The organism is Streptomyces purpurascens, from assembly GCF_045040895.1.
GTDB classification, from domain to species: domain Bacteria; phylum Actinomycetota; class Actinomycetes; order Streptomycetales; family Streptomycetaceae; genus Streptomyces; species Streptomyces purpurascens.
Genome location: NZ_CP108341.1, coordinates 1,471,473 through 1,494,717 on the forward strand (window position 1 = coordinate 1,471,473; position 23,245 = coordinate 1,494,717).

The following is a 23,245-nucleotide window of genomic DNA, read 5'->3' on the forward strand; positions in this document are numbered from 1 at the left end:
CCCACATCCACGGAGGAGAACCATGACCGCCACGCGCCTGCTGTTGCCGGCCCGTGCCCTGCAGCAGCCCGAATGGGCCTCGCTCGACGAACTCAAGGACGTCCTGCTCTCCCTGGAGGCCAAGCCACCCTTGGTGGACGCCACCGCCTGCGCCGACCTCACCGTCGAACTCGGACGAGCCGCCCGCGGCGAGGCCTTCGTGCTGCAGGCCGGAGAGTGCGCCGAGCGGTTCGCCGACGCCAACCCCGAGACCGTGCTCGCCAAGACGGACGAACTGCACCGGCTGGCCGACGAGTTCACCGACGCCAGCGGTCTTCCCGCCGTCCGGATGGGGCGGATCGCCGGGCAGTACGCCAAGCCGCGCTCCAGCGCGACCGAGACCCTGCCCGACGGCACCGTGCTGCCCGTCTACCGCGGGGACGCCGTCAACGCCCCCGAGCCCACCCCGGCGGCGCGCACCGCGCTGCCGTCCCGGCTGCTGCTGGCCCACCGCAACGCCGGTACGACCCTGAGCACCCTGCTCGAACGGGACCTGGGCCTGGCCGGGCGGACGGCGTCCCAGCGCACGTACGCGGGGCACGAGGCGCTGCTCCTGGAGTACGAGCAGGCCCTGGTGCGCCCCGACGCGGACGGGGGCCGCTACGGCTCCTCCGGCCACTTCCTGTGGATCGGCGACCGGACCCGTCAGCCCGACCATCAGCACGTGCAGTTCGCGGCGTCGGTCAGCAACCCGGTCGGTGTCAAGATCGGCCCCAAGGCCTCACCTGAGGACGTCCGCACGCTGGTGCGCATGCTCGGCGATCCGCGCCGTCCCGGCAGGCTCTCCCTGATCGTGCGCATGGGCCGGGACCACATCGGCCCGAAGCTGACCGCCCTGCTGGGGGCGCTCGGTGACGAGGCCGCCGGCGTGGCCTGGATCTGCGACCCGATGCACGGCAACACCCGGGTCAACGGCGCCGGGCAGAAGAGCCGCGTGGTCGGTGACGTCGTCGCGGAGATCGAGGGCTTCGTGTCGGCTCTGCACGCGCACGGCCTGCGGCCGGCCGGTCTGATGCTGGAGACGGCCCACGGCCCTGTCACCGAGTGCGTCGACACGGCGGCGGAACTGGCCTCGACCACGCCCCTGCCCCGCTACGAGTCGGCCTGCGACCCGCGGCTGAGCCCGCACCAGGCCGGCGAGGTGGTGGCCCGTACGGCGGAACTGCTGTGAGGCGGCGCGCCACCGCGCCCGCACGCGCGCCGCCGGGGCGCTCGGCGGCATCCGAATCCGAGAGAAAGAACCAGACCCAAGAAGGGGAACAGCAGATGGAGTTCCGCCGGCTCGGCCAGAGCGGCCTCGTGATCAGCGAGATCGCCTACGGCAACTGGATCACCCACGGTGCCCAGATCGACGAGGAGGCGGCGCACGCCTGCGTGCGCGCCGCGCTCGACGCGGGCATCACCACGTTCGACACGGCCGACGTGTATTCCGAGACCCGCGCCGAGACCGTGCTCGGCAAGGCGCTCGCCGGTCAGCGGCGCGAGGGTCTCGTGCTCGCCACCAAGGTGTGCCACCCGGTGGGGCCCGGCCCCAACGACCGCGGGCTGTCCCGCAAGCACGTCGTCGAGGGCTGCGAGGGGTCGCTGCGGCGGCTCGGCACCGACTACGTCGACCTCTACTACGCGCACCGCTACGACCCGGCCGTTCCGCTCGAGGAGACCATGCTGGCCTTCGCGGACCTGGTCCGCTCGGGCAAGGTCCTCTACATCGGCGTGAGCGAGTGGACCGCCGAGCAGATCAGCCGCGCCGCCGGCCTCGCCAGGGAGCTGCGCGTCCCGCTGGTGGCCAGCCAGCCGCAGTACTCCATGCTGTGGCGGGTCATCGAGTCCCAGGTCGTGCCCGCCTGCGAGCGGGAGGGACTCGGGCAGGTCGTCTGGTCGCCGCTCGCCCAGGGCATCCTGAGCGGCAAGTACCTGCCCGGCGCCGCGGCACCGGCGGGGTCCCGGGCGAGCGCCGAGGCGGGCAAGGGCTTCGTCGACATGCTGGTCGGCCACTGGATGAACGACGAGGGGGCGCTGCGGGCCGTGCAGGAACTGGGGCCGGTCGCCTCGGACCTCGGACTGACGATGAGCCAGCTCGCGGTCGCCTGGGTCCTCCAGAACCCCTCCGTATCCGCGGCCATCATCGGCGCGAGCCGTCCCGAGCAGGTCAAGGAGAACGCCGCGGCCTCCGGCGTGCGTCTGGAACCGGCTGTGCTGGACCGGATCGACGAGATCCTCTCGGCGTACATCGTGCGGGACCCGGCGAGGACGGGCTGACCTGTCGCGGGGCCGGTCGCGGGAACAAGTGGGACACACGGACGGGGGCCGACAGCGCAGGGAGAGGAGCATGAACGGCGTGGACGACACGGACGCCGCGGGCGGCGCACGGGAGGTGGGCCGTCCCGGATCCTCCGGAAGGGCGGTGATCGTGACCGGCGGCAGCCGGGGGCTCGGGCGGGAGACCACGCTCCGGCTCGCCGCGCAGGGATGCGATCTCGCCGTGTGCGGCCGCGACGCCGCCTCGCTGGAGGCGGTGGCCGAGGAGGTGCGCGCCCGGCACGGTCGCACCCTCCACACGGAGCGTCTTGACGTGCTCGACGAGTCCGCCCTCGCGGCGTTCGTACGGGAGTCGGCCGCCCGGCTCGGCCGGGTGCACGGCCTCGTGACCGTCGCGGGCGGGGCGCGCGGCACGGACCTGCGCGACACGGAGCCGTCCGACTGGGACCTGACGTGCCGGCTGAACGTCACCCATCCGGCGATCGCCCTGCGCGAGGCCGCCGACCACCTGGCCGGAACAGGGGGCAGCGCCGTGCTGGTCTCCTCCGTCTCCGGCTGGAAGCCCGCCCCGCCCGCCCAGTACGCGGCGGCGAAGGCCGCGCAGATCCACATGGCCTCCTCCCTCGCCCGTGAGCTGGGGCCGCGAGGGGTCCGGGTCAACTGCGTGTCGCCCGGCTCGATGCTGATCGAGGGCAAGGGCTGGGCCAGGCTCCGGGACGAGGACCCGCGGGCCTACCACGCGTTCGAGAAGGAGTTTCCCGGCGGCCGCCTGGTCGATCCGCGGGATGTCGCCGAGGTGATCGCCTTCCTGCTCTCGGACCGGGCCCGGGGCGTCAACGGCGCGAACATCCCGGTGGACGGCGGCCAGAACGCACCGAGCGCCTACGGCTACTGAGCCGGTCCCGGCCGGGAACAGGGCGATGTTCCCGGCCGGGACGCCCGGACCTCAGCCGTCCAGGCCCTCGTGCCCCACATGGGAAACACCCTGCACATTCAGCTGGTCCTGCACATCGTCGAGCAGTTCCCGCAGCAACTCGGCGAGCGCCTCGCGCCGCTCCGGGCCCAGGCGTTCCAGGAGCTGTGCCTCGCGGGCGAGCACCCGGTCCACGGTGCGCTCCACCAACTCGTGTCCCGCCGGGGTCAGTTCGACCAGGACGGCGCGGCTGCGGCCGGGGGCGGGGCGGCGGGTGACCAGGTCGTCGCGCTCGGCGCGCGCGACCCGCTGCGAGATGGCACCCGCGGTGACCAGGGAGTGCACGGCGAGATCCCGGGTGCTCATGGTGTAGGGCTTCCCGCTGCGGCGCAGCACGCTGAGCAGGTCGAGGGTGGCCGGGTCGACCCCCGCCTCGGCGAGCACCCGCCGGCGGTCGTCACCGAAGTGCTTGGCGAGCTGCCAGATCCTCGTGACCACGCCGATGGAACCCACCGGAGTCTGGGGCCGCTCACGGCTCCAGGCAGCCGCGATGGCGTCCGCCGGGTCTTCTCCAGCCGGCCGGCGATCGCTTTCCTCTGATGCCCTCATGAGCTCACCCTCCACACTGACCTGCTACATTTAGATCTGAATTTAGCACTAAACATGCGCGCTCCGGCGCACCGTCGAAACCGAGTGGTGATATGCGCACAGAGACACGGAAAGCGAGTCCGAAGGCCGGGACAGCGGCCGGGGCCGCCACCGCGACCGGCCCTCCCCGAGCCACCGGGCGGGACTGGGCGGGACTCACCGTGGTCCTGCTCGCGATGTTCATGAGCCAGATCGACATGTTCATCGTGAACGTCGCGGCTCCGGGGATCCAGGCCGACCTGAACGCCGGGTTCGGCCAGCTCCAGTTCGTCATCGACGGTTACGTGATCGCCTACGCAGCGGGCATGGTAACCGGCGGCCGGCTCGGCGACCGGATCGGCCGCAAGCGCACCTTCCAGTACGGGGTGGCCACCTTCACCCTGACCTCCCTGTTGTGCGCGCTCGCGCCCAGCCCGGGCACGCTGATCGCCGCCCGGGTGCTGCAGGGCCTGTCGGCCGCGGTGATGACACCGCAGGTGCTCTCCCTCATCCGGGCCGTCTTCGTGCACGAGCGCGACCGGGCCCGAGCGGTCGGGGCCTACGGTGCCTCCATCGGCGCGGGCGTCATCGCCGGCCTCGTCGGCGGCGGCCTGCTGCTCGACCTCGACGTGGCCGGTCTGGGCTGGCGCATGATCTTCCTGATCAACGTGCCGATCGGCGCGGCGATCCTGTGCGCCGCCGTGCCCGCGGTCACCGAGAGCCGCAGCGCCGATCTGCCGCGGCTCGACATCATCGGCGCCGTCTTCACCGCCGTGCTGCTGCCGCTCGTGCTCATTCCGCTGATCCTCGGCGGTGAGCACGGCTGGCCCTGGTGGACGTACGGCTGCTTCGCCCTCAGCGCGGCCGGCGCCGTGGCCTTCCTGCGCTGGGAGCGCCGGACGGAGGACCGGGGCAACGACCCGCTGCTGCCGAGCCGGCTGCTGCGGGCCAAGGGCTTCCCACTGAGCATGGGCACCGTACTGCTGTTCTTCTCCGGCAACGCCGGGCTGTTCCTGGTCCTCACGTACCACCTCCAGTCGGGCCTCCGGCTGACGCCGCTGGCCGCGAGCATGGTCTTCGTGCCGCTCGGCCTCGGCTTCATCGTCGCCTCGGCGGCCTGCCGCAGGCTCGCCGCCCGGTTCGGCATCGGGGTGTCGGTGGCGGGCGGCCTCGTCATGGCGGTCTCGCTCGCGGCCGTGCCCGCCGTCACCGGCCTGGACGGCACCAGCCAGGCGATCGGGCTCGCGGCGGTGATGGGGGTCTCCGGATTCGGGCAGGGCCTGGTCGTCGCGCCCCTGGTGGACACCGTCCTCTCCCGGGTCCACCCGGACGACGCCGGCGCCGGATCGGGTGTGCTGAACACCGTCACCCAGGCGGGCATGGCCTTCGGTGTAGCGGTCATCGGGGCCCTGTACCGCGGCTTCCTGGGGACCAATCCACAAGCGCCGGGTCCGGACACCGGCCTGGCCGACTTCGCGGAGGCCTTCGACCTCACCGCGTACGTCCTCGCGGCACTCGCCGTCGGCACCGCACTGCTCGCCGTACGGCTGGGCCGCGTTCCCGCCGGCACGCAAGCCACTGCGGGTGCGCGTGCTGAAGAAGGCGTCCAGGGCCCGGCCGACCGCTCCGCCGTATGCCCGGACGAGGCCACCGGCACCGAAACGGACCGGTGACCACCGTCCGCGGCAGGCGGCCGACACCCGCCGTCCCGCCCGCTCGGCCGGACCGGCCGAGCGGGCGGGACAGGTGCTGGTGCGCAACGGCCTCGGTGGTGACCGCGCGTCAGGCGTCGCCGTACGCCTCCCCGCCCGGTTCGAACCCGGCCGTCCCGGCGGTCGTGTCGGCGAGCCACGCCCGGAAGGCGTCCACATCGGCGTCCGGGAGGGCGAGTTCGATCGTGACCGCCTCGCCGTAGCGCACGTCCCGTACCTCGCGGCCGGTGGTGCGCAGGTCGTTCTCCAGCCTGCCCGCCCGCTGGTGGTCGACGGTGACGGTGGCCAGGCGGAACCGGCGGAGGGTGCGCGAGCCGAGGGTGTCCAGGGCCTCGCCGACCGCTCCCCCGTACGCCCGGATGAGGCCGCCGGCGCCGAGCTTGACGCCGCCGAAGTAGCGGGTGACGACGGCGACGACGTACCGCATGTCCCGGCGCAGCAGCATCTGGAGCATGGGGACGCCCGCGGTGCCGCCGGGTTCGCCGTCGTCGCTCGCCTTCTGGACCGAGGCGTCGGCGCCGATGACGTAGGCCCAGCAGTTGTGGTTGGCCGCGGCGTGCTCCTTGCGGACCGCGGCGATGAAGTCCTGGGCCTCCTGCTCGGTGGCCGCCGGGGCGAGGGCGCACAGGAAGCGGGAGCGGTTGACCTCGGTCTCGTGCACGCCCGCGCGGGCGACCGTGCGGTATTCGTCCTGCATCCGGCCAGCCTATGCGGGCGCCCGGGAGCGGCCCGGGCCGGTCCGCCGCTACTCCTTCTTCCGGCCCCGGGGCACGATCACGGACGTGAGCAGCGCGGTGCCGGGGGTGAGGGACCGCCAGGTCGCGCCGCGCCAGGACAGGACGGCGATCGCCGAGGTGGGGAACTTCGTACGGACCCGCTCCAGGGTGTCGTCGAGCCCGTCGGCGGCGAGCGCCACGACCAGTTCCTCCAGGCCGGGGTTGTGCCCGATCAGCAGCAGCGTCTCCACCTCCGCGGGCACCTCGTGCACGACGGCGAGCAGGCCGGAGGGGCCCGCGGCGTACAGCCGCCGGTCGTGGGTGACCGGCGGGGGCGTGCCCCACTGGCCGGCGGCCAGGTCCCAGGTCCGGCGCGCGCGTACGGCCGTGGAGCACAGCGCGAGGTCCGGCAGGCAGTCGGCCTCGGCCAGGGCACGCCCGGCCGCGGGGGCGTCCCGGCGGCCGCGCGGGGCGAGGGGGCGTTCGTGGTCGGCGACGTCCACGGGCCAGGCGGACTTGGCGTGCCGCAGGACGACCAGGCGGCGCAGGGGGCCGGCTCCGGCGCGCTCGATCATGACGGGGATCCCAGGTCGCGGGTGAGGTCGAGGCCGAGGAGCCGGTCGGCGTACGCGTACGTCTCGAAGCGCGCGCCGTCGGGCAGCTCCGGCTCGGTCTCGACATGGCGCAGGACATCCAGTACCCGGGGCACGTCCAGGTCATCCTCCCAGGCGTCGCGCAACCGCCGGCGCACCTCGTCGGGGACGGGCCGCGAGGGCAGCCGGGCCCACCGGGCGACCGCGCCGCGCCACCGGGCGAGGGTGCCCCGGGCCTCGTCGAGCGCGGCCGCGTCCAGCCGGGCGGGGGCACTGTGGTGCCGGGTGAGCAGGGCGAGACGCAGAACACCGGGGTCGGTGCCGGCGTCGGTGCCGTCCGGTGTGCCCGGGTTCTCGGGATGCGCGGGGGCGACATCGATCCGCACTCCGTCGGTCGCCGACCCGCCCTCGACGGCCACATGGATGACCTGGGCCTCGCCCAGCCCGGCACTCACGTCGGGGCTGTCCTCGAAGGGCCGGATGCCGAGCGCCGCGGCGCTCGCGCGCAGCTCCGCCTGTTGTCGCCCCCCGGTCAGCAGTGCCCACACCGGTGTGCCACCGAGCTCCAGGGTCCGGACGAGCAGGTCGGCGACGAGCAGTACCCGCAGGCCCGTCGTGTCGAAGCCGGGCGCGTGCACCTCGACACGGGTCAGGCCCCGGCGGGCCGGGGCGGCGTCGACCGGCTCGCCGCTACGGGCGTCGATGATGCGCAGCACGAGGCGAGCGTAGGCGGGTGGGCGGGCACACGCAGGCATGTTCGGCGTTTTCAGGCCACCGTGGCGGGAAGCACCCCACCAATGGCGTGCCCGGCGCCAGGGCCGGCAGGCCTCAGGACAGCGTGCCCAGGAAGCGCACGTGGGGCCGCTGTTCGGGTCCTTCGCGGCTGACCGCGGCCCGCACCCCGTACACCTCCGCGATGAGCTCTTCGGTGAGGACGTCACCCGGAGCACCGCCCGCGACGACCGTCCCCCCGCACAGGACGACGACCCGGTCGCAGTACATCGCCGCGAGGTTGAGGTCGTGCAGCGCGACGACGGTGGTGACCGGCAGGCCCGTGACCAGGGCGAGCAGGTCCAGCTGGTGGTGGATGTCGAGGTGGTTGGTGGGCTCGTCCAGGAGGAGCTCCCGGGGTTCCTGCGCGAGCGCGCGGGCGATCTGCACCCGCTGGCGTTCGCCGCCCGAGAGGGTGTGCCAGGGCTGGCCGGCACGGGCGGCGAGGCCGGTGCGCTCCAGGGCGGCGCGAATCGCCCGCTCGTCGTCCGCCGAGGCGGGTGCCCAGGCGCGGCGGTGCGGGACGCGGCCCAGCCGTACGACGTCCAGGACCGTCAACTCGACCTGTGTGTCGGCCTGTTGCTCGACCATGGCGAGGCGGCGGGCGACGGTACGGCGGGGCAGGTCGCCCAGCGGGGTGCCGTCGAGGGTGACGACTCCGGCGGTCGGCGTGAGCAGCCCGGCCAGCAGCCGCAGCAGCGTGGACTTGCCGGAGCCGTTGGGGCCGAGGACACCGACGGTGGAGCCGGGTTCCGGGGCGAGGGCGACGCCGTCGAGGATGAGGCGCCCGTCGGCACGGCGGCTGACCCGGTCCGCCCGGAGCCCGGCCCGCACCGGCGCCCGCGTCTCACTGGTGTGTGTCTCGGTCACCGCACCCTCCGCGTCCGGTAGAGCACCGCCACGAACGCCGGCACCCCGATCAGCGATGTCACGACCCCCACCGGCACCTCCTGCGGATCCAGGACCGTACGGGCCAGGGTGTCGACCCAGACCAGGAACACCGCACCGGCGAGGGCGGTGACCGGCAGCAGCCGGGCGTGCCCGGGTCCGGCCAGGGCCCGGGCGGCGTGCGGCAGGACCAGCCCGACGAAGCCGATCGCCCCGGCCGAGCTGACCAGCGCGGCCGTGAGCAGGGCCGTGACGCACAACAGCACCAGGCGGGTGCGGGCCACGGACACCCCGAGCGCGGCCGCCGCGTCCTGCCCGAAGGCGAAGGCGTCGAGGGTACGGGCGTACGACAGGCACACCACCAGCGCCACGGCCAGGACGGCGAAGCACAGCCACACGTCGGTCCAGCCGGCCCCGCCGAGCGAGCCCAGGAGCCAGAACAGCACGCCCCGGGTCGTCTCGGCGTCGGCGGCGGTCAGCACGACGAAGGAGGTGAGCGCGGAGAAGAGCTGCATGGCGGCGACGCCCGCGAGGACGACGCGGTCGGTGGTGTCGCCGAGGGTGTGGCTGAGCAGCAGGACCAGCGCGAAGGAGACCAGGGCGCCGAGGAACGCGCCCGCGGACACCGAGACGGCACCGCCGCCCACGCCCAGCACGACGATGACGACCGCGCCGGTGGAGGCGCCCGAGGACACCCCGAGCACGAACGGATCGGCGAGCGGGTTGCGCAGCAGCGACTGCATCACCGCCCCGCACACGGCGAGTCCCGCCCCGCACACGGCCGCGAGCAGGGTGCGCGGCAGCCGCAGCTGCCAGACGATCCCGTCCCGGATCGGCGTCAGGTCGGAGCTGCCGAGCCCGATATGCGCCGCGACGACGGACCACACGTCCCCGACCCGGATGTCGGCCGGCCCGATGGTGATCGCCAGGGCCACGGAGACCACCAGCAGCAAGGCGCCCGCGACACCGAGCGCCGGTCCGCGGACGGTCACTTCACGAGCCCGAACTCACGCAGTCCGGCCGCGACCTTCTCCACGCCCTCGACGGTGCGGATGGTCGGGTTCATGGCCTGCCCGCTGAGCAGCACGTACCGCTTGTGCTTGACGGCGTCCATGTTCTCGGTGACCGGGTTGGACTCCAGGAAGGCGATCTTCTTGGCGGCCGACTCGGCGGTCTCCGAGTTGCGGGTCAGATCGCCGATGACGAGGACGTCGGGGTTACGGTCGGCGACCGTCTCCCAGTTGACCTGCGGCCACTCCTCGTGCGTGTCGTCGAAGGCGTTCTTGGCGCCGAGGGCGCGGGTCATGATGCCGGGCGCTCCGCAGCAGCCGGCCATGTAGGGCGACTCGGAGTTGGCGAACCAGTACAGAAGGGAGACGTCGGAGGCGTCGATGCCCTGCGTGGCCTTCTTCATCCGCTGCTGGAGGGAGGCCACGAGCTTGTCGCCGCGGTCCTGCACTCCGAACACGGTCGCGAGGTCCCGCACCTCGCCGTAGACGGCGTCGATGCCCAGCGCCTTGTCGCGCTTGCCGTCGCCGCCGCCCGAGTTGTCCTTGCCGGCGCAGTCGGACGGGGAGACGTACGTGGGCACGCCGAGCTTCTCGAACTGGTCGCGGGTGGCGACGCCGCCCGTGCCGAGGGTGGAGACGAAGGACGCGGCGACGAAATCGGGCTCGGAGTCCAGGACCCGCTCGAAGGAGGGGTTGTTCTCGGCGATGCGCGACACCTTCGCGTTGGCCTTCTCCAGCCCCTTCATCACGGGGTCGGTCCAGGTGGCCGTGCCCGCTATTCGGTCGGCGAGGCCGAGGGAGAGCAGGATCTCGGTGGTGCCCTGGTTGAGGGAGACGGCGTGCCGGGGCGCCTTGTCGACCCGGACCTTCCGGCCGCAGTTGTCGAGGGTGGCGGACGCCTCGGCCGTGGGGGGCTTCGAGCCTCCGCAGCCGGTCATGATCAGGGAGCAGGCCGCGAGCAGGACGGCGGCACGGGCGGGTCGGGCGAGGGGCAAGGAAACCAGTCCTCAGACGTCGAGGGCCCGATCGCGGAGCCCGGTCGTACGGTGCTCCCCCGCCGCCGGCCGGCCGCGGGGGCCGCCAGCAGGTCTTCGGACTCGGGTTCACCCGGTGCGGGGCGCCTTCCCGTACGACACGAGCCGTTCAGTGGCAGAGGCCCCGCCCGTCCCCCTCACCGCTGCGCGTCAGTTCCGGATTCGCACCGGATTCCCTGACCCACGTACATGGGTTCGACTGGCCTCGGCAAGCTATCACGGAGGGGTCGGGGAATCACCGCGCACCCTGCGTCGTTGCCCGGACAGCAGCTCTTCCGCGACTCCCGAGGAGGCCGCCGGTGTACGGCGACGACGCAACGATCCGCAGGATCCTCACCGAGCTCGGCGACACCTGGGCCGTGGTGGGCCTTTCGTCGAACCGGCAGCGCGCGGCGTACGGCGTCGCCGCGGTGCTCCAGCGGTACGGCAAGCGCGTCGTGCCCGTGCATCCCAAGGCGGAGACCGTGCACGGCGAGCAGGGGTACGCGAGTCTGGCGGACATCCCCTTCGACGTGGACGTCGTGGACGTGTTCGTGAACAGCGACCTCGCCGGGGCGGTCGCGGATGAGGCGGTCGCGAAGGGCGCCGGGGCGGTGTGGTTCCAGCTCGGCGTCATCGACGAGGCGGCGTACGACCGCACCCGGGCCGCGGGCCTGGAGATGGTGATGGACCGCTGCCCGGCGATCGAGATCCCGCGGCTCGGGCCTTCATAATTGAACGCATGACCCACGCCGCCTCCACCCCTTCGAACTCCGATGCTCCGCAACACTTCCCCGTCGTCGTGGTGGGCGCCGGTCCCGCCGGGCTGACCGTCGGCAACATCCTGCGGGCCGCCTCCGTGGACTGCCTGGTGCTGGAGACCGAGACCCGGGAGTTCATCGAACAGCGGCCCCGGGCCGGGGTCATCGAGGAGTGGGCCGTACGCGGCCTGGAGAAGCGGGGCCTCGCCCGGAACCTGCTGGACCGCGCGGAGCTGCACACCGCGTGCGAGTTCCGCTTCGACGGGGAGCGGTACCGGTTCCACTACGGCGAGATGACGGGCAGTCATCACTTCGTCTACCCGCAGCCGTTGCTGGTGACGGACCTGGTGCGCGAGTACGCCGACGTGCGCGGCGGGGAGATCCGCTTCGGGGTCCGGGACGTCGAGGTGCACGACATCGACACCGACCGGCCGTCCGTGTCGTACACCTGCCCGGAGACGGGTGAACAGCGGGTCGTGCACGGCGACTTCGTGGCCGGCTGCGACGGGGCGCGCGGAGTGACGCGGGCCTCGCTGCCGCCGGAGCGGGTCCGGGTCGCGCGCCACGACTACGGCGTCGGCTGGCTGGCGCTGCTCGCCGAGGCCCCGCCGTCGGCCGACTGCGTGCTGTTCGGCTGTCACGAGAACGGCTTCGCGGGCCAGATGCCCCGCAGCCCGGAGGTGACCCGCTACTACCTCCAGTGCCCGCCGGGCGACGACCCGGAGAACTGGCCGCACGAGCGCGTCTGGGCGGAGCTCCAGCAGCGGCTCGGGGCGGCCGGTGTGCCTCCGCTGACGGAGGGGCGGCTGATCGAGAAGCGCGTGCTGGACATGCACGACTACGTGGTCGAGCCGATGGTGCACGGCCGGCTCCACCTCGCGGGCGACGCGGCCCATCTGGTGGCCCCCATCGCCGCCAAGGGCATGAACCTCGCCCTGCACGACGCCTTCCTGCTCGGCGACGCCCTGGTGGCCCACCTGACCATGGGTGACGACAGCGGTCTGGCCGGGTACGCGGAGGCGTGTCTGCGGCGCGTGTGGGACTACCAGGAGTTCTCGCAGTGGCTGTCCGAGGTGTACCACGGCACGGCGGCGGGCGACCCGTTCCGCGCGGGCACCACGCTCGCCCGGCTGCGCCGCCTGTTCACCTCGCCCGCGGCGGCCGCGGCCTTCGCCGAGCGGTATCTGGGGACGGCCACGCGGTACTGACTCAGTCGTGCGGGGGGCGGTCGCTCAGGCGGTGGTCGGCCACGTTCAGCGCCTCGTCCACGAGCCGGCGCAGATGGCCGTCGCGGAGTGAGTAGACCACGCGGCGGCCCTCTTTGCGTGTGTCCACCAGGCCGGCGAGCCGCAGCCGCGCCAGATGCTGACTGACGGCGGGGCGGGCCGCCCCGCACGCCTCCGTGAGGGTCGTGACATCGGCCTCTCCCCTGGTCAGTGCGTGCAGCAGGGCGAGCCGGGTCCGGTCCCCCAGGAGGGCGAGGAGTTCGGCGGCGAGCGCGAACTGTTCCTCGCCGGGGCTGCGCGGGTGCGCATCGTGCGCAGGTGACAGGTGCATGCGTGCGCTCATATGCACATAATGGCCCGGTGGGCGTGTGCACGTCCACTCCCGCGCACCGGAAGGGGACCCACGTGAGCGACCGGCACGAGCACTCCCACCCTCACCACCACCGGCACAGCCTGCGCCACCGGCTGTCCCACCTCTTCACCCCTCACTCCCACGAGACGGCCGACAAGGTCGACTCCGCCCTGGAGTCCTCGGCCCGCGGGATGCGGGCGCTCTGGGTCTCCCTCGCGGTGCTCGGTGTGACGGCCCTGGCCCAGGCGTTCGTGGTGGCCGTCTCCGGCTCGGTGGCACTGCTCGGGGACACCGTGCACAACACCGCCGACGCGCTGACCGCCGTGCCGCTCGGGATCGCCTTCGTGCTGGGCCGGCGCGCGGCCACCCGCCGCTTCACCTACGGCTACGGGCGGGCCGAGGACCTGGCGGGCCTCGTGATCGTGCTGACGATCGCCGCGTCCGCGGCCTTCGCGGGGTGGACCGCGATCGAACGCCTCCTCGACCCGCGCCCGGTCCAGCACGTCCCGGCGGTCGCCGTGGCGGCCCTCGTCGGATGCGCGGGCAACGAGTGGGTGGCCCGCTACCGCATCCGGGTCGGCCGCGCGATCGGCTCGGCCGCGCTGGTCGCCGACGGACTGCACGCCCGCACCGACGGCTTCACCTCCCTGGCCGTGCTGCTGGGCGCCGGCGGCTCGGCCCTGGGCTGGCAACTGGCCGATCCGATCGTGGGGCTGGCGATCACGGCGGCGATCGCGCTGGTGCTGCGGGACGCGGCGCGGGAGGTGTTCCGGCGGGTGATGGACGCGGTCGACCCGGCCCTGGTGGACCGGGCCGAACGGGCCCTGACCGAGGTCCCCGGAGTGCGCGGGGTGGGCGAACTGCGGCTGCGCTGGATCGGGCACCGGCTGCGCGCCGAGGTCGCGGTCGTGGTGGACGGCACCGTGACCGTACGCGAGGCCCACCGGATCGCCGTCGACGCCGAACACGCGCTGCTGCACGCCGTGCCCCGCCTCACCGCCGCCCTGGTCCACGCCGACCCGGCACCGGTCCCGGGCGAGGCCGACCCGCATCTGGCCCTGGCCCACCACACGGTGGCGTAGGTCAGGAGACCCCGAGCTCCTCCAGCACGACAGCGCCCGGCAGTTCCGCGAACGCCTTGCCCGGGACCAGCAGCTTGCCGCGCCGCCGGCCACTGCCGACCAGCACGTACGGCAGGTCGACGACGGCCGCGTCCACCAGCACGGGCCAGCCGTCCGGCAGTCCGAGCGGGGTGATGCCGCCGTACTCCATGCCGGTCTCGCCGGTCGCCGTGTCCATACTGGCGAACGAGGCCTTGCGGGCGCCCAGTTGACGGCGCACGACGCCGTTCACGTCGACCCGGGTGGTGGACAGCACGACGCAGGCGGCGAGCGTGGTCTCGCCGGCGCGCTTGCCCGCGACGACCACGCAGTTCGCGGACCGCTCCAGCAGGTCCCGTCCGTAGTGCTCCACGAAGACGGCGGTGTCGGCCCACTCCGGCTCGGTGTCGACGTAGAGGATCTGGCCGGCGGGGACGCTGCCCGGCCAGTGGCGTACGGCACCGGCGACCGGGCCGGTGAGTTCGTCGAGGCAGGCGGGGGCCGGACGGGCGTCGTCGAAGTGTCCGATGGGTGCGCGCATGACCGCACGCTAACAACAGCGGACCGGCGGCGAACCGGGCGTCTCAGGACACGGGCGGCACCGAGACGGCCATGACCATCTCCATGGGCGCGTCCCCGGTGTTGCCGTAGGTGTGCGGGACGTTGGCCTCGAAGTGGACGCTCGCACCCGCGGGCACGCGGTGCTCGACGCCGTCGACGGTGAGCGTCAGCTCCCCCGCCGTGACGTGGAGCAGTTCGGTCGTGCCGGCGGGGTGCGGGTCCGAGGGGCTGCTCTCGCCGGGCATGAGCCGCCAGTCCCACATCTCCAGCGGGCCGGGCGCCTCCGTGCCCGCGAGCAGCCGGTTGTAGCTGCCGGCCTCGGTGTGCCACAGCCGTACGGCCTGCTCGGCGGGGACGATGTGGACGTTCGGGCCCTTCTCGTAGTCGAGCAGGGTGGTGATGCTGATGCCGAGCGCGTCGCCGATCTTGACGACGGTGCCGAGGCTGGGGTTGGTGCGGGCCTGCTCGATCTGGATGAGCATGCCGCGACTGACGCCTGCCCGGGCGGCGAGCACGTCCAGGGTGAAGCCGCGCACCGCGCGCCAGTGCTTGACGCTGCGCGCCAGGGACTGGGTCAGCAGCTCGAGGTCCGACACGTTCCGTCCAATATTGTGTATGACACAGTGCAGCAGAGTGCACTATGGTGTGGTTGACCTGATCGTTCACTGAACTGTACTGCGAGGCTTCCATCCCATGACAGCGCTCTTCGCCCTGGCCACCAGCCTGCTGTGGGGGCTGGCCGACTTCGGCGGCGGACTGCTGACCCGGCGCACGCCCGCGCTGACGGTGGTCGTGGTCTCGCAGTCGATCGCTGTGGTCGTGCTCGGTGCGGTCGTGGTGGCGACCGGCGGCTGGAGCGAGGCGGGGCCGCAGCTGTGGTTCGCCGTGGCGGCCGGACTCGTCGGGCCGGTGGCGATGCTCGCCTTCTACAAGGCGCTCGCACTGGGTCCGATGGGCGTGGTCTCACCGCTGGGTTCGATCGGCGTGGCCGTGCCGGTCGGCGTCGGCCTGGTGCTGGGCGAGCGCCCCGGCCTGCTGCAGCTCGTCGGCATCCTGGTCGCCGTCGCCGGTGTCTGTCTCGCCGGCGGCCCCCAGTTCCGCGGCGCCCCCGTGCAGCGGCAGGCCATCGCCCTGACCCTCCTCGCGGCGTTCGGCTTCGGCGCGGTGATGGCCCTGATCGCCGAGGCGTCGACCACGCTCACCGGGCTCTTCCTCGCGCTGTTCGTGCAGCGGGTGACGAACGTGACCGCCGGAGGACTCGCACTGCTGGTGTCGGTGCGGCGCGGATCGCCGGCCCTCCCGGCGGACGGCTTCCCCTGGCGCTCCCTGCCCGCGCTCGCCTTCGTCGGCCTCGCGGACGTCGCCGCGAACGGCACCTACTCGATCGCCGCACAGCACGGCCCGGTCACCGTCGCCGCCGTCCTCGCCTCCCTCTACCCGGTGGTGACCGCCGTGGCCGCGCGGGGCCTCCTGCGCGAACGCCTGCGGGCTGTCCAGGCCGCGGGCGCGGGCCTGGCCCTGGTGGGGACGGTCCTCCTGGCATCGGGCTGAGGTCAGGACCCCGGTTCCAGCTCCGCGAGGCCGGCCGCCGCCTCCTCGTCCAGCTCGGCCAGCCGGGCCGCCGTTTCCTCGTCCAGGTCCGACAGCGCGCGCAACTGCTCGGGCGTGACGCCCTCCGGTATCGGCACCGGCGGCGGGGTGCGCAGCGGCGGCTGCCAGCCGTCGGCGGGGGTCCAGCGCCGTACGACGCGGGCCGGCGCGCCCGCCACCACGGCGTGGTCGGGCACCGCGCCCCGGACGACCGCGCCCGCGGCCACCACCACGTTCCGCCCGATCCGGGCGCCCGGCAGGATCACCGCGCCCGTGCCGATCCAGCAGCCGGGCCCGATCTCCACCGGCTCCATCCGCGGCCACTGCTTGCCGATGGGCTCGTGCGGATCGTCGTAGGAGTGGTTCGTGGACGTGACGTACACATACGGACCGAAGTAGCAGTCGCTGCCGATGGTGACCGTCGTGTCCGCGATGACATGGCTGCCGCGGCCCAGGACGACGCCGTCGCCGAGGCGCAGGATCGGGTCGGGGCCGAGATCGAGGTCGGGCATCAGGCCCGCCGTGAGGGTGACCTGCTCGCCGATGATGCAGTGGGCGCCGACATGGATCCAGGGTTCGCCGAAGACGGTGCCGAGCGGGAAGGCGAGCCTGGTACCGGTTCCCATCGCGCCGAAGCGGTAGCGCCCGGGGTGCTCGGCCGTGACGGAGCCCGTGCGCTGCACCCAGGCCCAGCCCGCGTGGACGGCGCGCTGCACTAGGCCTCGCCGCCAGGATGAGAACGTGTTCTTGCGCTTCGGCACGAGGTCACGGTACTCAGCGGTAGCTCACCCCGCGGCGTCGGAGGCCTGTGATCTTCGCCCCACCGGGTGTCGTACGGTTTGCGCGTTGTCTACGACGTTTCTGGAGGCGGACATGGCGCAGCGGGCGATGATCACGGGGATCGGCGGCAGGGAGCCGCAGGTCGATCCGGAGGCGTTCGTGGCGCCGACGGCCTCGGTGATCGGGGGCGTGACGCTGGGCGCGGGGGCGAGTGTCTGGTACGGGGCCGTGGTGCGGGGTGACGTCGAGTCGATCTCCGTCGGCGCCAGCAGCAACGTCCAGGACAACTGCACGCTCCACGCCGACCCGGGGTTCCCCGTGACGGTGGGTGAGCGGGTGTCCATCGGGCACAACGCCGTGGTGCACGGGGCGACCGTCGAGGACGACTGTCTGATCGGCATGGGGGCGACCGTGCTGAACGGGGCCGTGATCGGGGCCGGGTCTCTTGTCGCCGCGCAGGCCCTGGTGCCCCAGGGGATGGTCGTGCCGCCCGGGTCACTGGTGGCGGGGGTTCCCGCGAAGGTCCGGCGGGAGCTGACCGAGGAGGAGCGGCAGGGGGTCACCCTCAACGGCACGATGTATGCCGAGTTGGCCAAGGCACATCGTGAGGTGCACGCGTAGGAAGGAGAAGGACGTCCTACTCCGCGGCAGCCGTTACGGGCTGGGCCTTCTTCGCCTTGCGCTTGATCACCAGCATGGACGTGACGCCGACGAGGACCGCCGCCACCAGGCCCAGCCACGAGAAGCGCTTCAGCCAGGACTCGGCGACGATGCCGACGTAGTAGATGACCGCCGTCGTGCCGCCCGCCCAGACGATGCCGCCGAGGACGTTGGCGATGAGGAACTTCCAGTACGGCATCCGGAGCACACCGGCCAGAGGGCCCGCGAAGATGCGGAGGAGGGCGACGAAGCGGCCGAAGAAGACGGCCCACATGCCCCACTTCTCGAAGGAGCGCTCGGCGGTGGCGATATGGCCCTCGCTGAAGTGCTTGGGGAACTTCTTGCCCAGCCAGGCCAGCAGGGGCCGGCCGCCCTTGCGCCCGATGGCGTAGCCGATGGAGTCACCGATGATCGCGCCGGCCGTGGCGCAGGCGCCGAGGACGACGGGGTCGATGTCGCCGTGCTGGGAGGCGAGCAGCGCGGAGGAGACCAGGATGATCTCGCCCGGCAGCGGGATGCCCAGGCTTTCCAGGCCGATGACCACTCCCACCAGCGCGTAGACGGCGACGGCGGGTACGGTTTCGAGCCACTCCTGGACGTGCAACGCGGGTTCCTTTCCCTGAGCTTCCCTGCGGGCACGGGAAGCCTACCGGGTTGCAGGACGTGCTCCGCGGCTCAGGCGTTCCACGACCACTCGGCGACTTCGGGCAGGTCGGTGCCGTGCTCGCGGATCCAGGCGTGGTGGCGGGTGCGCGCGTCGGCCATCCGCTGGCGTACGGCCGTGGCGCGCACCGCCAGGCCCGGGACGCGGTCGATGACGTCCATCACCAGGCGGTAGCGGTCGAGGTCGTTGCGGACGACCATGTCGAAGGGCGTGGTCGTGGTGCCGGACTCCTTGTAGCCGCGCACGTGCAGGTGCTGGTGCCCGGCGCGGCGGTAGGCGAGGCGGTGGATCAGCCACGGGTAGCCGTGGTAGGCGAAGATCACCGGCTTGTCGGTGGTGAACAGGCCGTCGTACTCGAAGTCGCCCATGCCGTGCGGATGCTCCTCGCGGGGCAGCAGCCGGGCCAGATCGACGACGTTCACCACGCGGACCGCCAGGTCGGGCAGGTACCGGCGCAGCAGGTGCGCGGCGGCCAGGACCTCCTGGGTGGGGACGTCACCGGCGCACGCCAGCACCACGTCGGGTTCCCGGGAGCCGTCCTCGGTGCCCGCCCACTCCCAGCTGCCGGCGCCGCGGGCGCAGTGGACCCGGGCCTCGTCCATCGACAGCCAGTCGAAGCAGGGCTGCTTGCCCGCCACGATGACATTGACGTAATCACGGCTGCGCAAGGCGTGGTCCGCGACGGACAGCAGGGTGTTGGCGTCCGGCGGGAGGTAGACCCGGACGACCTCGGGGCTCTTGTTGAGGATGTGGTCGACGAAGCCGGGGTCCTGGTGGGAGAAGCCGTTGTGGTCCTGCCGCCACACATGCGAGGTCAGCAGGTAGTTGAGGGAGGCGATGGGGGCGCGCCACGGCAGTCGCCGGGAGGTGCGCAGCCACTTGATGTGCTGGTTGACCATCGAGTCGACGATGTGCACGAACGCCTCGTAGCAGGAGAACAGCCCGTGCCGGCCGGTGAGCAGATAGCCCTCCAGCCAGCCCTGGCAGAGGTGTTCGGAGAGGACCTCCATCACCCGGCCGTGCCGGTCCAGGTGCTCGTCGACGGGCAGCGTCCCGGCCTGCCAGGTCTTGCCGCTGGCCTCGAAGACGGCCTGGAGCCGGTTGGAGGCGGTCTCGTCCGGGCCGACGAGGCGGAAGTCACGGCGGTCGGCGGTGTCCCGCATGACCCGGGCGAGGAGGTCGCCCAGGACCCGGGTGGGCTCGTGCGTCGTCGTGCCCGGCTTGTCGACGGGGACGGCGAAGTCGTCCAGGGACGGGACCGGCAGGTCGCGGACCAGCAGTCCGCCGTTGGCGTAGGGGGTGGCGCCGAGCCGCCTGGTGCCCTCGGGGACGCAGTCGAGGACGTCCGCGACCGGGCGGCCCTGGGCGTCGAACAGTTCCTCGGGCCGGTACGAGCGCAGCCAGGCCTCCAGTTGCCGCAGGTGTTCCGGGTTGTCGCGGACGCCGGACAGCGGCACCTGGTGGGAGCGCCAGGTCCCTTCGACCGGCTCGCCGTCCACCTCGGCCGGTCCGGTCCAGCCCTTCGGGGTGCGCAGCACGATCACCGGCCAGTGCGGGCGTTCGGCCACGCCCTCCTCGCGGGCGGCGCGCTGTGCCTCGGCGATGCGGTCGAGGGCGGTGTCCAGGGCGTGGGCCATCGCGCGGTGGACGGTGGCCGGGTCGTCGCCGCTGACGTGGATCGGCTCGTGGCCGTAGCCGCGCAGGAGCGCGTCGAGTTCCGCCTCCGGGATGCGGGACAGCACGGTCGGGTTGGCGATCTTGTAGCCGTTGAGGTGCAGGATCGGCAGGACGGCACCGTCGTGGACGGGGTCGAGGAACTTGTTGGCGTGCCAGGAGCCGGCCAGGGGCCCGGTCTCCGCCTCGCCGTCGCCGATCACACAGGCGACCAGCAGGCCCGGGTTGTCGAGGGCGGCGCCGTAGGCGTGGGCGAGGGAGTAGCCGAGTTCGCCCCCCTCGTGGATCGAGCCGGGGACCTCCGGGGCGACGTGGCTGGGCACGCCGCCGGGGAACGAGAACTGCCTCATCAGCAGCTCCATGCCCGGTGCGTCCCGCGTCGCGTCCGGGTACTTCTCGGTGTAGCTGCCCTCCAGCCAGGAGTTGGCCAGCACCGAGGGCCCGCCGTGGCCCGGACCCCAGACACACAGGGCGTCGAGACCGCGCTTCTTGATCACGCGGTTGAGGTGGGTGTGGACGAGGTTCAGCCCGGGTGAGGTGCCCCAGTGCCCCAGCAGCCGCGGCTTGATGTGCTCGGGCCTGAGCGGCTCGGTCAGCAGGGGGTTCGCCAGCAGATAGATCTGACCCGCCGCCAGGTAGTTGGCGGCCCGCCAGTGGGTGTCCAGCCTGCGCAGCTCCTCGTCGGTCGGTGCGGTCCTGCTGTCCTGGCGCGGGGTCTCGGGCATGAGTGACTCCCTGGGGTTCTGCGACGGCCTCAGGAGGAGTACCAGTTTGTTCCGGTTCGATGCCAGGCGCCTGTCGGCCATGCGGCGCGCGGTGCTCGCGACGCGCCGTGTTTCAGCCGCCCACCCGTACGCTCGTCCGCAACCGCGGATCCCGTGACGACGCCCCGATCCACAGGGTGCGCGGGCCGGTGCCGAGCACCCAGTCGCGGGCCTTCGGGTCCCAGGAGGACAGCGTGCGCGGCTCGACGCGCACGGTGACGCGCCGCTGTTCCCCCGCCCGCAGGGTGAGCCGCCGGTAGCCGGCCAGTACGCGTACCGGCTGGTCGAGCCGGAGGTCAGGGGCCGGTCCCGCGTACACCTGCGGCACGGCCACGCCGTCGCGCGGGCCGGTGTTGCGGACCGTGAAGGCGACGTCCAGGCCGTCGGCCGTCCAGCGCGCGTCCGGGTCCTCGTAGCCGAAGGACGTGTACGACAGTCCGTGGCCGAAGGGGAACAGCGGCGGTACGCCCTCGGCGTCGTACCAGCGGTGGCCGACGTGGACGCCCTCCGTGTACTGCTCGGTGCCGGCCACGCCCGGGTAGCGGCGGGGGTCCCCGGCGACGGGGTGGTGCTCGTCGTCGGCGGGGAAGCTCTGGGTGAGGCGGCCGCCGGGATCGCGGTCGCCGAACAGGACGGCGGCGGTGGCGGCCGCACCCTCCTGGCCCGGGTAGTACATCTGGAGCACGGCGCCGGTGCGTTCCAGCCACGGCATCGACGTGGCGGACGAGGTGTTGAGGACGACGGTGGTGCGCGGGTTGGCCGCCGTCACGGCCTCGATGAGCCGCTCCTGGTTGCCGGGGAGGGCGATGGTCGTACGGTCCTGGCCCTCGATGGCGTCCTCGTAGGCGAACAGGACGACGTCCCGGGCCGCGCGGGCGGCCCGTACGGCCTCCGCGACGTCCTGGGCGCGGGTGGCGGCGGTGATGCGGCGCAGCCGGAACGACTGGCCGGTGTCTCCGCCCTGTGCGGTGATCGACAGCCGGTGCTTTCCCCTGGCCGGCTTCAGGGTCTTGCGGCGCACCGACAGGCCGTCGGCCGCGTGGGTGAGCAGGCCGCCCATGAAGTACTCGTCCCAGCCGGGCACCAGGGGGAACAGTTCCTCGCCGTCGAGGAGGACCTTCGGGCGGAGCGAGGGCGTGCCGGAGTAGTGGAGGACGAACGTCCAGTCGTCGCCGGCCTCGGCGTCGGTCACCGTGAGGGTGCCGTCGTACGTCCAGGTCCGGCCGGCGTCGACGCGCTGGGCCTCGGTGTCGAAGGCGGGATCGAGGGCGCTCGCCGGGAGGGGCTTGCCGAAGGCGTCCTCGCCCAGTGCGTAGGTCACCCGTGCGGCGCGCGACCGGATGGCGTCGAGAGGGCTGTCGGCGTGCTCGGGCACGACGTGGGCGCTGCCGCCGCCGCTGACCAGGGGCCGGGCGCCGGTCGGCCCGATCACCGCCACGCTCCCGCCGGCGGACAGGGGCAGGGTGCCGTGTGCGTTGCGCAGCAGGGTGGCGCCCGCCTCGGCTACCTCGCGTGCGACGGCCGCGCCGGCTTCGGCGTCACGGTCCGGGCGTTGCGGCACGGTGCCGCCGAGCAGCCCGAAGCGGTCCATGACGGTCAGGACGCGACGCACGGCCCGGTCGACGTACCGTTCGGGCACGCCGCCGTCCCGCACGGCCGCGGTGAGGGGCGTGCCGAAGTGGGTGCCGTCGGGCATCTCCATGTCGAGGCCGGCCATGAGGGCCTCGCGCGTGCTGTGCGCGGCGGACCAGTCGGTCATCACCCAGCCGGTGAAGCCCCACCGCTCGCGCAGGACGCCGGTGAGCAGTTCCTCGTTCTCGCAGGCGAAGGTGCCGTTGACCTTGTTGTACGCGCCCATCACCGCACCCGTGCCGGCCGCGACGGCCGCTTCGAAGCCGCGCAGCTCGGTCTCGTGCAGGGTCCGTTCGTCGACGCGCACATCGACGGAGGTGCGGTCGCGCTCCTGGTTGTTGAGCGCGAAGTGCTTGACGGTCGCGATGAGCCCCTCGCCCTGGATGCCCTCGATCTCGGCGGCGACCAGGTGGGCGGAGAGCAGCGGGTCCTCGCTGAAGGTCTCGAAATTGCGGCCGGCGTACGGGGTGCGGATGAGGTTGACCATCGGGGACAGCAGCACGTCCTGGCCGAGGGCGCGGCCCTCCCGTCCGATGACCTGGCCGTAGCGCCTGGCCAGGTCGGGGTCGAAGGCGGAGGCCAGCAGGACGGGGGCGGGCAGGGCGGTGGCATGCCGGGTGACGCGGACACCGGCCGGGCCGTCGGCGAGGCGCAGCGGCGGGATGCCGAGCCGTGCCACGCCGGGGACGTAGCCCGCCTGGCCGAGCGGGCGCGGGTCCGTGGCGCCGTGCAGCAGGGAGATCTTCTCGTCGAGGGTGAGCCGGGCGAGCAGCCCCTCGACCCGGGCGCCGGCGCCCGGGCCGCGTCCGTCCCGCGCGTGCGCACGGGACGCCGGGGCGAACCCGCCGGTGGCCGCCGCGACCACGGCAACCGCTCCACCGAGCAGACGAAGGGCGGACCGCCGGGGGAAACGGGAGACGGTGTCGGTCATGAACGCACT

At 73.1% G+C, this 23,245-nt stretch carries 23 protein-coding genes and 1 riboswitch; of the genes, 9 read left to right on the top strand and 14 right to left on the bottom strand.

Annotated features, from left to right (window positions below; genetic code table 11):
* Positions 1-22: 22 nt before the first annotated feature.
* The 3 genes from OHU35_RS06675 to OHU35_RS06685 all read left to right on the top strand — a co-directional run bounded on the left by OHU35_RS06675 (position 23) and on the right by OHU35_RS06685 (position 3,193).
* Positions 23-1,210 (top strand): 3-deoxy-7-phosphoheptulonate synthase, encoded by a 1,188-nt coding sequence (locus tag OHU35_RS06675; protein ID WP_405505015.1) that lies wholly within the window; start codon positions 23-25, stop codon positions 1,208-1,210.
* Positions 1,211-1,305: 95 nt separating this feature from the next.
* A complete protein-coding gene (locus tag OHU35_RS06680; protein ID WP_189724484.1) occupies positions 1,306-2,298 on the top strand; it encodes an aldo/keto reductase family protein in 993 nt (330 codons plus the stop codon).
* Between the two features lie 70 nt (positions 2,299-2,368).
* A complete protein-coding gene (locus OHU35_RS06685) occupies positions 2,369-3,193 on the top strand; it encodes an SDR family NAD(P)-dependent oxidoreductase (RefSeq protein ID WP_229872951.1) in 825 nt (274 codons plus the stop codon).
* Between the two features lie 51 nt (positions 3,194-3,244).
* On the opposite strand, the gene OHU35_RS06690 is transcribed toward OHU35_RS06685, so the two are convergent.
* A complete protein-coding gene (locus tag OHU35_RS06690) occupies positions 3,245-3,820 on the bottom strand; it encodes a MarR family winged helix-turn-helix transcriptional regulator (RefSeq protein ID WP_189724485.1) in 576 nt (191 codons plus the stop codon).
* Between the two features lie 92 nt (positions 3,821-3,912).
* Between OHU35_RS06690 and OHU35_RS06695 the strand changes: the two genes are divergently transcribed.
* Complete coding sequence (locus OHU35_RS06695; RefSeq protein ID WP_229872952.1) at positions 3,913-5,511, top strand: MFS transporter; 1,599 nt, start codon at positions 3,913-3,915, stop codon at positions 5,509-5,511.
* A gap of 109 nt (positions 5,512-5,620) precedes the next feature.
* On the opposite strand, the gene OHU35_RS06700 is transcribed toward OHU35_RS06695, so the two are convergent.
* The 6 genes from OHU35_RS06700 to OHU35_RS06725 all read right to left on the bottom strand — a co-directional run bounded on the left by OHU35_RS06700 (position 5,621) and on the right by OHU35_RS06725 (position 10,523).
* A complete protein-coding gene (locus OHU35_RS06700) occupies positions 5,621-6,247 on the bottom strand; it encodes a YigZ family protein (protein WP_189724486.1) in 627 nt (208 codons plus the stop codon).
* Positions 6,248-6,295: 48 nt separating this feature from the next.
* Positions 6,296-6,841, bottom strand: a complete 546-nt coding sequence (locus tag OHU35_RS06705; RefSeq protein WP_189724487.1) for a histidine phosphatase family protein — start codon at positions 6,839-6,841, stop codon at positions 6,296-6,298.
* Positions 6,838-7,614: a hypothetical protein gene (locus OHU35_RS06710; RefSeq protein ID WP_405505016.1), complete on the bottom strand. Its 777-nt coding sequence runs from the start codon at positions 7,612-7,614 to the stop codon at positions 6,838-6,840. The genes OHU35_RS06705 and OHU35_RS06710 overlap by 4 nt, the downstream gene beginning before the upstream one ends.
* Before the next feature lie 73 nt (positions 7,615-7,687).
* Complete coding sequence (locus tag OHU35_RS06715; RefSeq protein ID WP_359894934.1) at positions 7,688-8,500, bottom strand: ABC transporter ATP-binding protein; 813 nt, start codon at positions 8,498-8,500, stop codon at positions 7,688-7,690.
* Positions 8,497-9,510 (bottom strand): iron ABC transporter permease, encoded by a 1,014-nt coding sequence (locus OHU35_RS06720; protein ID WP_189724489.1) that lies wholly within the window; start codon positions 9,508-9,510, stop codon positions 8,497-8,499. The genes OHU35_RS06715 and OHU35_RS06720 overlap by 4 nt, the downstream gene beginning before the upstream one ends.
* A complete protein-coding gene (locus OHU35_RS06725) occupies positions 9,507-10,523 on the bottom strand; it encodes an ABC transporter substrate-binding protein (protein ID WP_405505017.1) in 1,017 nt (338 codons plus the stop codon). Before OHU35_RS06725 ends, OHU35_RS06720 begins: the two co-directional genes overlap by 4 nt.
* A gap of 69 nt (positions 10,524-10,592) precedes the next feature.
* A riboswitch (cobalamin riboswitch) is annotated at positions 10,593-10,781 on the bottom strand.
* Positions 10,782-10,861: 80 nt separating this feature from the next.
* Between OHU35_RS06725 and OHU35_RS06730 the strand changes: the two genes are divergently transcribed.
* Together OHU35_RS06730 and OHU35_RS06735 are read left to right on the top strand one after the other, a co-directional pair.
* Positions 10,862-11,275 (top strand): CoA-binding protein, encoded by a 414-nt coding sequence (locus OHU35_RS06730; protein ID WP_189724490.1) that lies wholly within the window; start codon positions 10,862-10,864, stop codon positions 11,273-11,275.
* An 8-nt stretch (positions 11,276-11,283) separates the two neighbouring features.
* The gene (locus tag OHU35_RS06735; RefSeq protein WP_405505018.1) at positions 11,284-12,510 is read left to right on the top strand and encodes a 4-hydroxybenzoate 3-monooxygenase; all 1,227 of its coding nucleotides are present in this window, start codon (positions 11,284-11,286) and stop codon (positions 12,508-12,510) included.
* Between the two features lies 1 nt (position 12,511).
* On the opposite strand, the gene OHU35_RS06740 is transcribed toward OHU35_RS06735, so the two are convergent.
* The gene (locus tag OHU35_RS06740; RefSeq protein ID WP_189724493.1) at positions 12,512-12,871 is read right to left on the bottom strand and encodes a metalloregulator ArsR/SmtB family transcription factor; all 360 of its coding nucleotides are present in this window, start codon (positions 12,869-12,871) and stop codon (positions 12,512-12,514) included.
* 62 nt (positions 12,872-12,933) lie between these two features.
* Between OHU35_RS06740 and OHU35_RS06745 the strand changes: the two genes are divergently transcribed.
* The gene (locus OHU35_RS06745) at positions 12,934-13,962 is read left to right on the top strand and encodes a cation diffusion facilitator family transporter (protein WP_359894928.1); all 1,029 of its coding nucleotides are present in this window, start codon (positions 12,934-12,936) and stop codon (positions 13,960-13,962) included.
* 1 nt (position 13,963) lies between these two features.
* Here the strand turns inward: OHU35_RS06745 and OHU35_RS06750 are convergent, their stop codons facing one another.
* Positions 13,964-14,521 (bottom strand): YbaK/EbsC family protein, encoded by a 558-nt coding sequence (locus OHU35_RS06750; RefSeq protein WP_189724495.1) that lies wholly within the window; start codon positions 14,519-14,521, stop codon positions 13,964-13,966.
* 43 nt (positions 14,522-14,564) lie between these two features.
* On the bottom strand, positions 14,565-15,137 hold the full coding sequence (locus OHU35_RS06755; RefSeq protein WP_189724496.1) for an XRE family transcriptional regulator: 573 nt from the start codon (positions 15,135-15,137) through the stop codon (positions 14,565-14,567).
* Between the two features lie 97 nt (positions 15,138-15,234).
* On the opposite strand from OHU35_RS06755, the gene OHU35_RS06760 reads away from it, so the two are divergent.
* The gene (locus OHU35_RS06760) at positions 15,235-16,092 is read left to right on the top strand and encodes a DMT family transporter (protein ID WP_359894924.1); all 858 of its coding nucleotides are present in this window, start codon (positions 15,235-15,237) and stop codon (positions 16,090-16,092) included.
* A gap of 2 nt (positions 16,093-16,094) precedes the next feature.
* Here OHU35_RS06760 and OHU35_RS06765 read toward each other — a convergent pair whose 3' ends face one another.
* Positions 16,095-16,892 carry an acyltransferase gene (locus OHU35_RS06765; protein ID WP_189724498.1) on the bottom strand — a complete coding sequence of 266 codons (798 nt, stop codon included), beginning with the start codon at positions 16,890-16,892 and terminating at the stop codon, positions 16,095-16,097.
* 112 nt (positions 16,893-17,004) lie between these two features.
* Here OHU35_RS06765 and OHU35_RS06770 point away from each other — a divergent pair, with 112 nt between their 5' ends.
* Complete coding sequence (locus tag OHU35_RS06770; RefSeq protein ID WP_189724595.1) at positions 17,005-17,532, top strand: gamma carbonic anhydrase family protein; 528 nt, start codon at positions 17,005-17,007, stop codon at positions 17,530-17,532.
* Positions 17,533-17,548: 16 nt separating this feature from the next.
* Here the strand turns inward: OHU35_RS06770 and OHU35_RS06775 are convergent, their stop codons facing one another.
* The 3 genes from OHU35_RS06775 to OHU35_RS06785 form a co-directional block, all read right to left on the bottom strand.
* Positions 17,549-18,175, bottom strand: coding sequence for a DedA family protein (locus tag OHU35_RS06775; protein ID WP_189724499.1), 627 nt, complete (start codon positions 18,173-18,175; stop codon positions 17,549-17,551).
* A 71-nt stretch (positions 18,176-18,246) separates the two neighbouring features.
* Complete coding sequence (locus OHU35_RS06780; RefSeq protein ID WP_405505019.1) at positions 18,247-20,634, bottom strand: phosphoketolase; 2,388 nt, start codon at positions 20,632-20,634, stop codon at positions 18,247-18,249.
* Between the two features lie 112 nt (positions 20,635-20,746).
* Positions 20,747-23,236, bottom strand: coding sequence for a beta-glucosidase (locus tag OHU35_RS06785; protein WP_405505020.1), 2,490 nt, complete (start codon positions 23,234-23,236; stop codon positions 20,747-20,749).
* Positions 23,237-23,245: the final 9 nt, after the last annotated feature.

What these genes read in the sequence shown, in the direction of transcription:
- OHU35_RS06675 (WP_405505015.1), top strand. Translation starts at nt 23, where the DNA reads ATGACCGCCACGCGCCTGCTGTTGCCGGCCCGTGCCCTGCAGCAGCCC.
- OHU35_RS06680 (WP_189724484.1), top strand. Translation starts at nt 1,306, where the DNA reads ATGGAGTTCCGCCGGCTCGGCCAGAGCGGCCTCGTGATCAGCGAGATC.
- OHU35_RS06685 (WP_229872951.1), top strand. Translation starts at nt 2,369, where the DNA reads ATGAACGGCGTGGACGACACGGACGCCGCGGGCGGCGCACGGGAGGTG.
- OHU35_RS06690 (WP_189724485.1), bottom strand. Translation starts at nt 3,820, where the DNA reads ATGAGGGCATCAGAGGAAAGCGATCGCCGGCCGGCTGGAGAAGACCCG.
- OHU35_RS06695 (WP_229872952.1), top strand. Translation starts at nt 3,913, where the DNA reads ATGCGCACAGAGACACGGAAAGCGAGTCCGAAGGCCGGGACAGCGGCC.
- OHU35_RS06700 (WP_189724486.1), bottom strand. Translation starts at nt 6,247, where the DNA reads ATGCAGGACGAATACCGCACGGTCGCCCGCGCGGGCGTGCACGAGACC.
- OHU35_RS06705 (WP_189724487.1), bottom strand. Translation starts at nt 6,841, where the DNA reads ATGATCGAGCGCGCCGGAGCCGGCCCCCTGCGCCGCCTGGTCGTCCTG.
- OHU35_RS06710 (WP_405505016.1), bottom strand. Translation starts at nt 7,614, where the DNA reads ATGCCTGCGTGTGCCCGCCCACCCGCCTACGCTCGCCTCGTGCTGCGC.
- OHU35_RS06735 (WP_405505018.1), top strand. Translation starts at nt 11,284, where the DNA reads ATGACCCACGCCGCCTCCACCCCTTCGAACTCCGATGCTCCGCAACAC.
- OHU35_RS06740 (WP_189724493.1), bottom strand. Translation starts at nt 12,871, where the DNA reads ATGAGCGCACGCATGCACCTGTCACCTGCGCACGATGCGCACCCGCGC.
- OHU35_RS06750 (WP_189724495.1), bottom strand. Translation starts at nt 14,521, where the DNA reads ATGCGCGCACCCATCGGACACTTCGACGACGCCCGTCCGGCCCCCGCC.
- OHU35_RS06760 (WP_359894924.1), top strand. Translation starts at nt 15,235, where the DNA reads ATGACAGCGCTCTTCGCCCTGGCCACCAGCCTGCTGTGGGGGCTGGCC.
- OHU35_RS06770 (WP_189724595.1), top strand. Translation starts at nt 17,005, where the DNA reads ATGGCGCAGCGGGCGATGATCACGGGGATCGGCGGCAGGGAGCCGCAG.
- OHU35_RS06780 (WP_405505019.1), bottom strand. Translation starts at nt 20,634, where the DNA reads ATGCCCGAGACCCCGCGCCAGGACAGCAGGACCGCACCGACCGACGAG.
- OHU35_RS06785 (WP_405505020.1), bottom strand. Translation starts at nt 23,236, where the DNA reads ATGACCGACACCGTCTCCCGTTTCCCCCGGCGGTCCGCCCTTCGTCTG.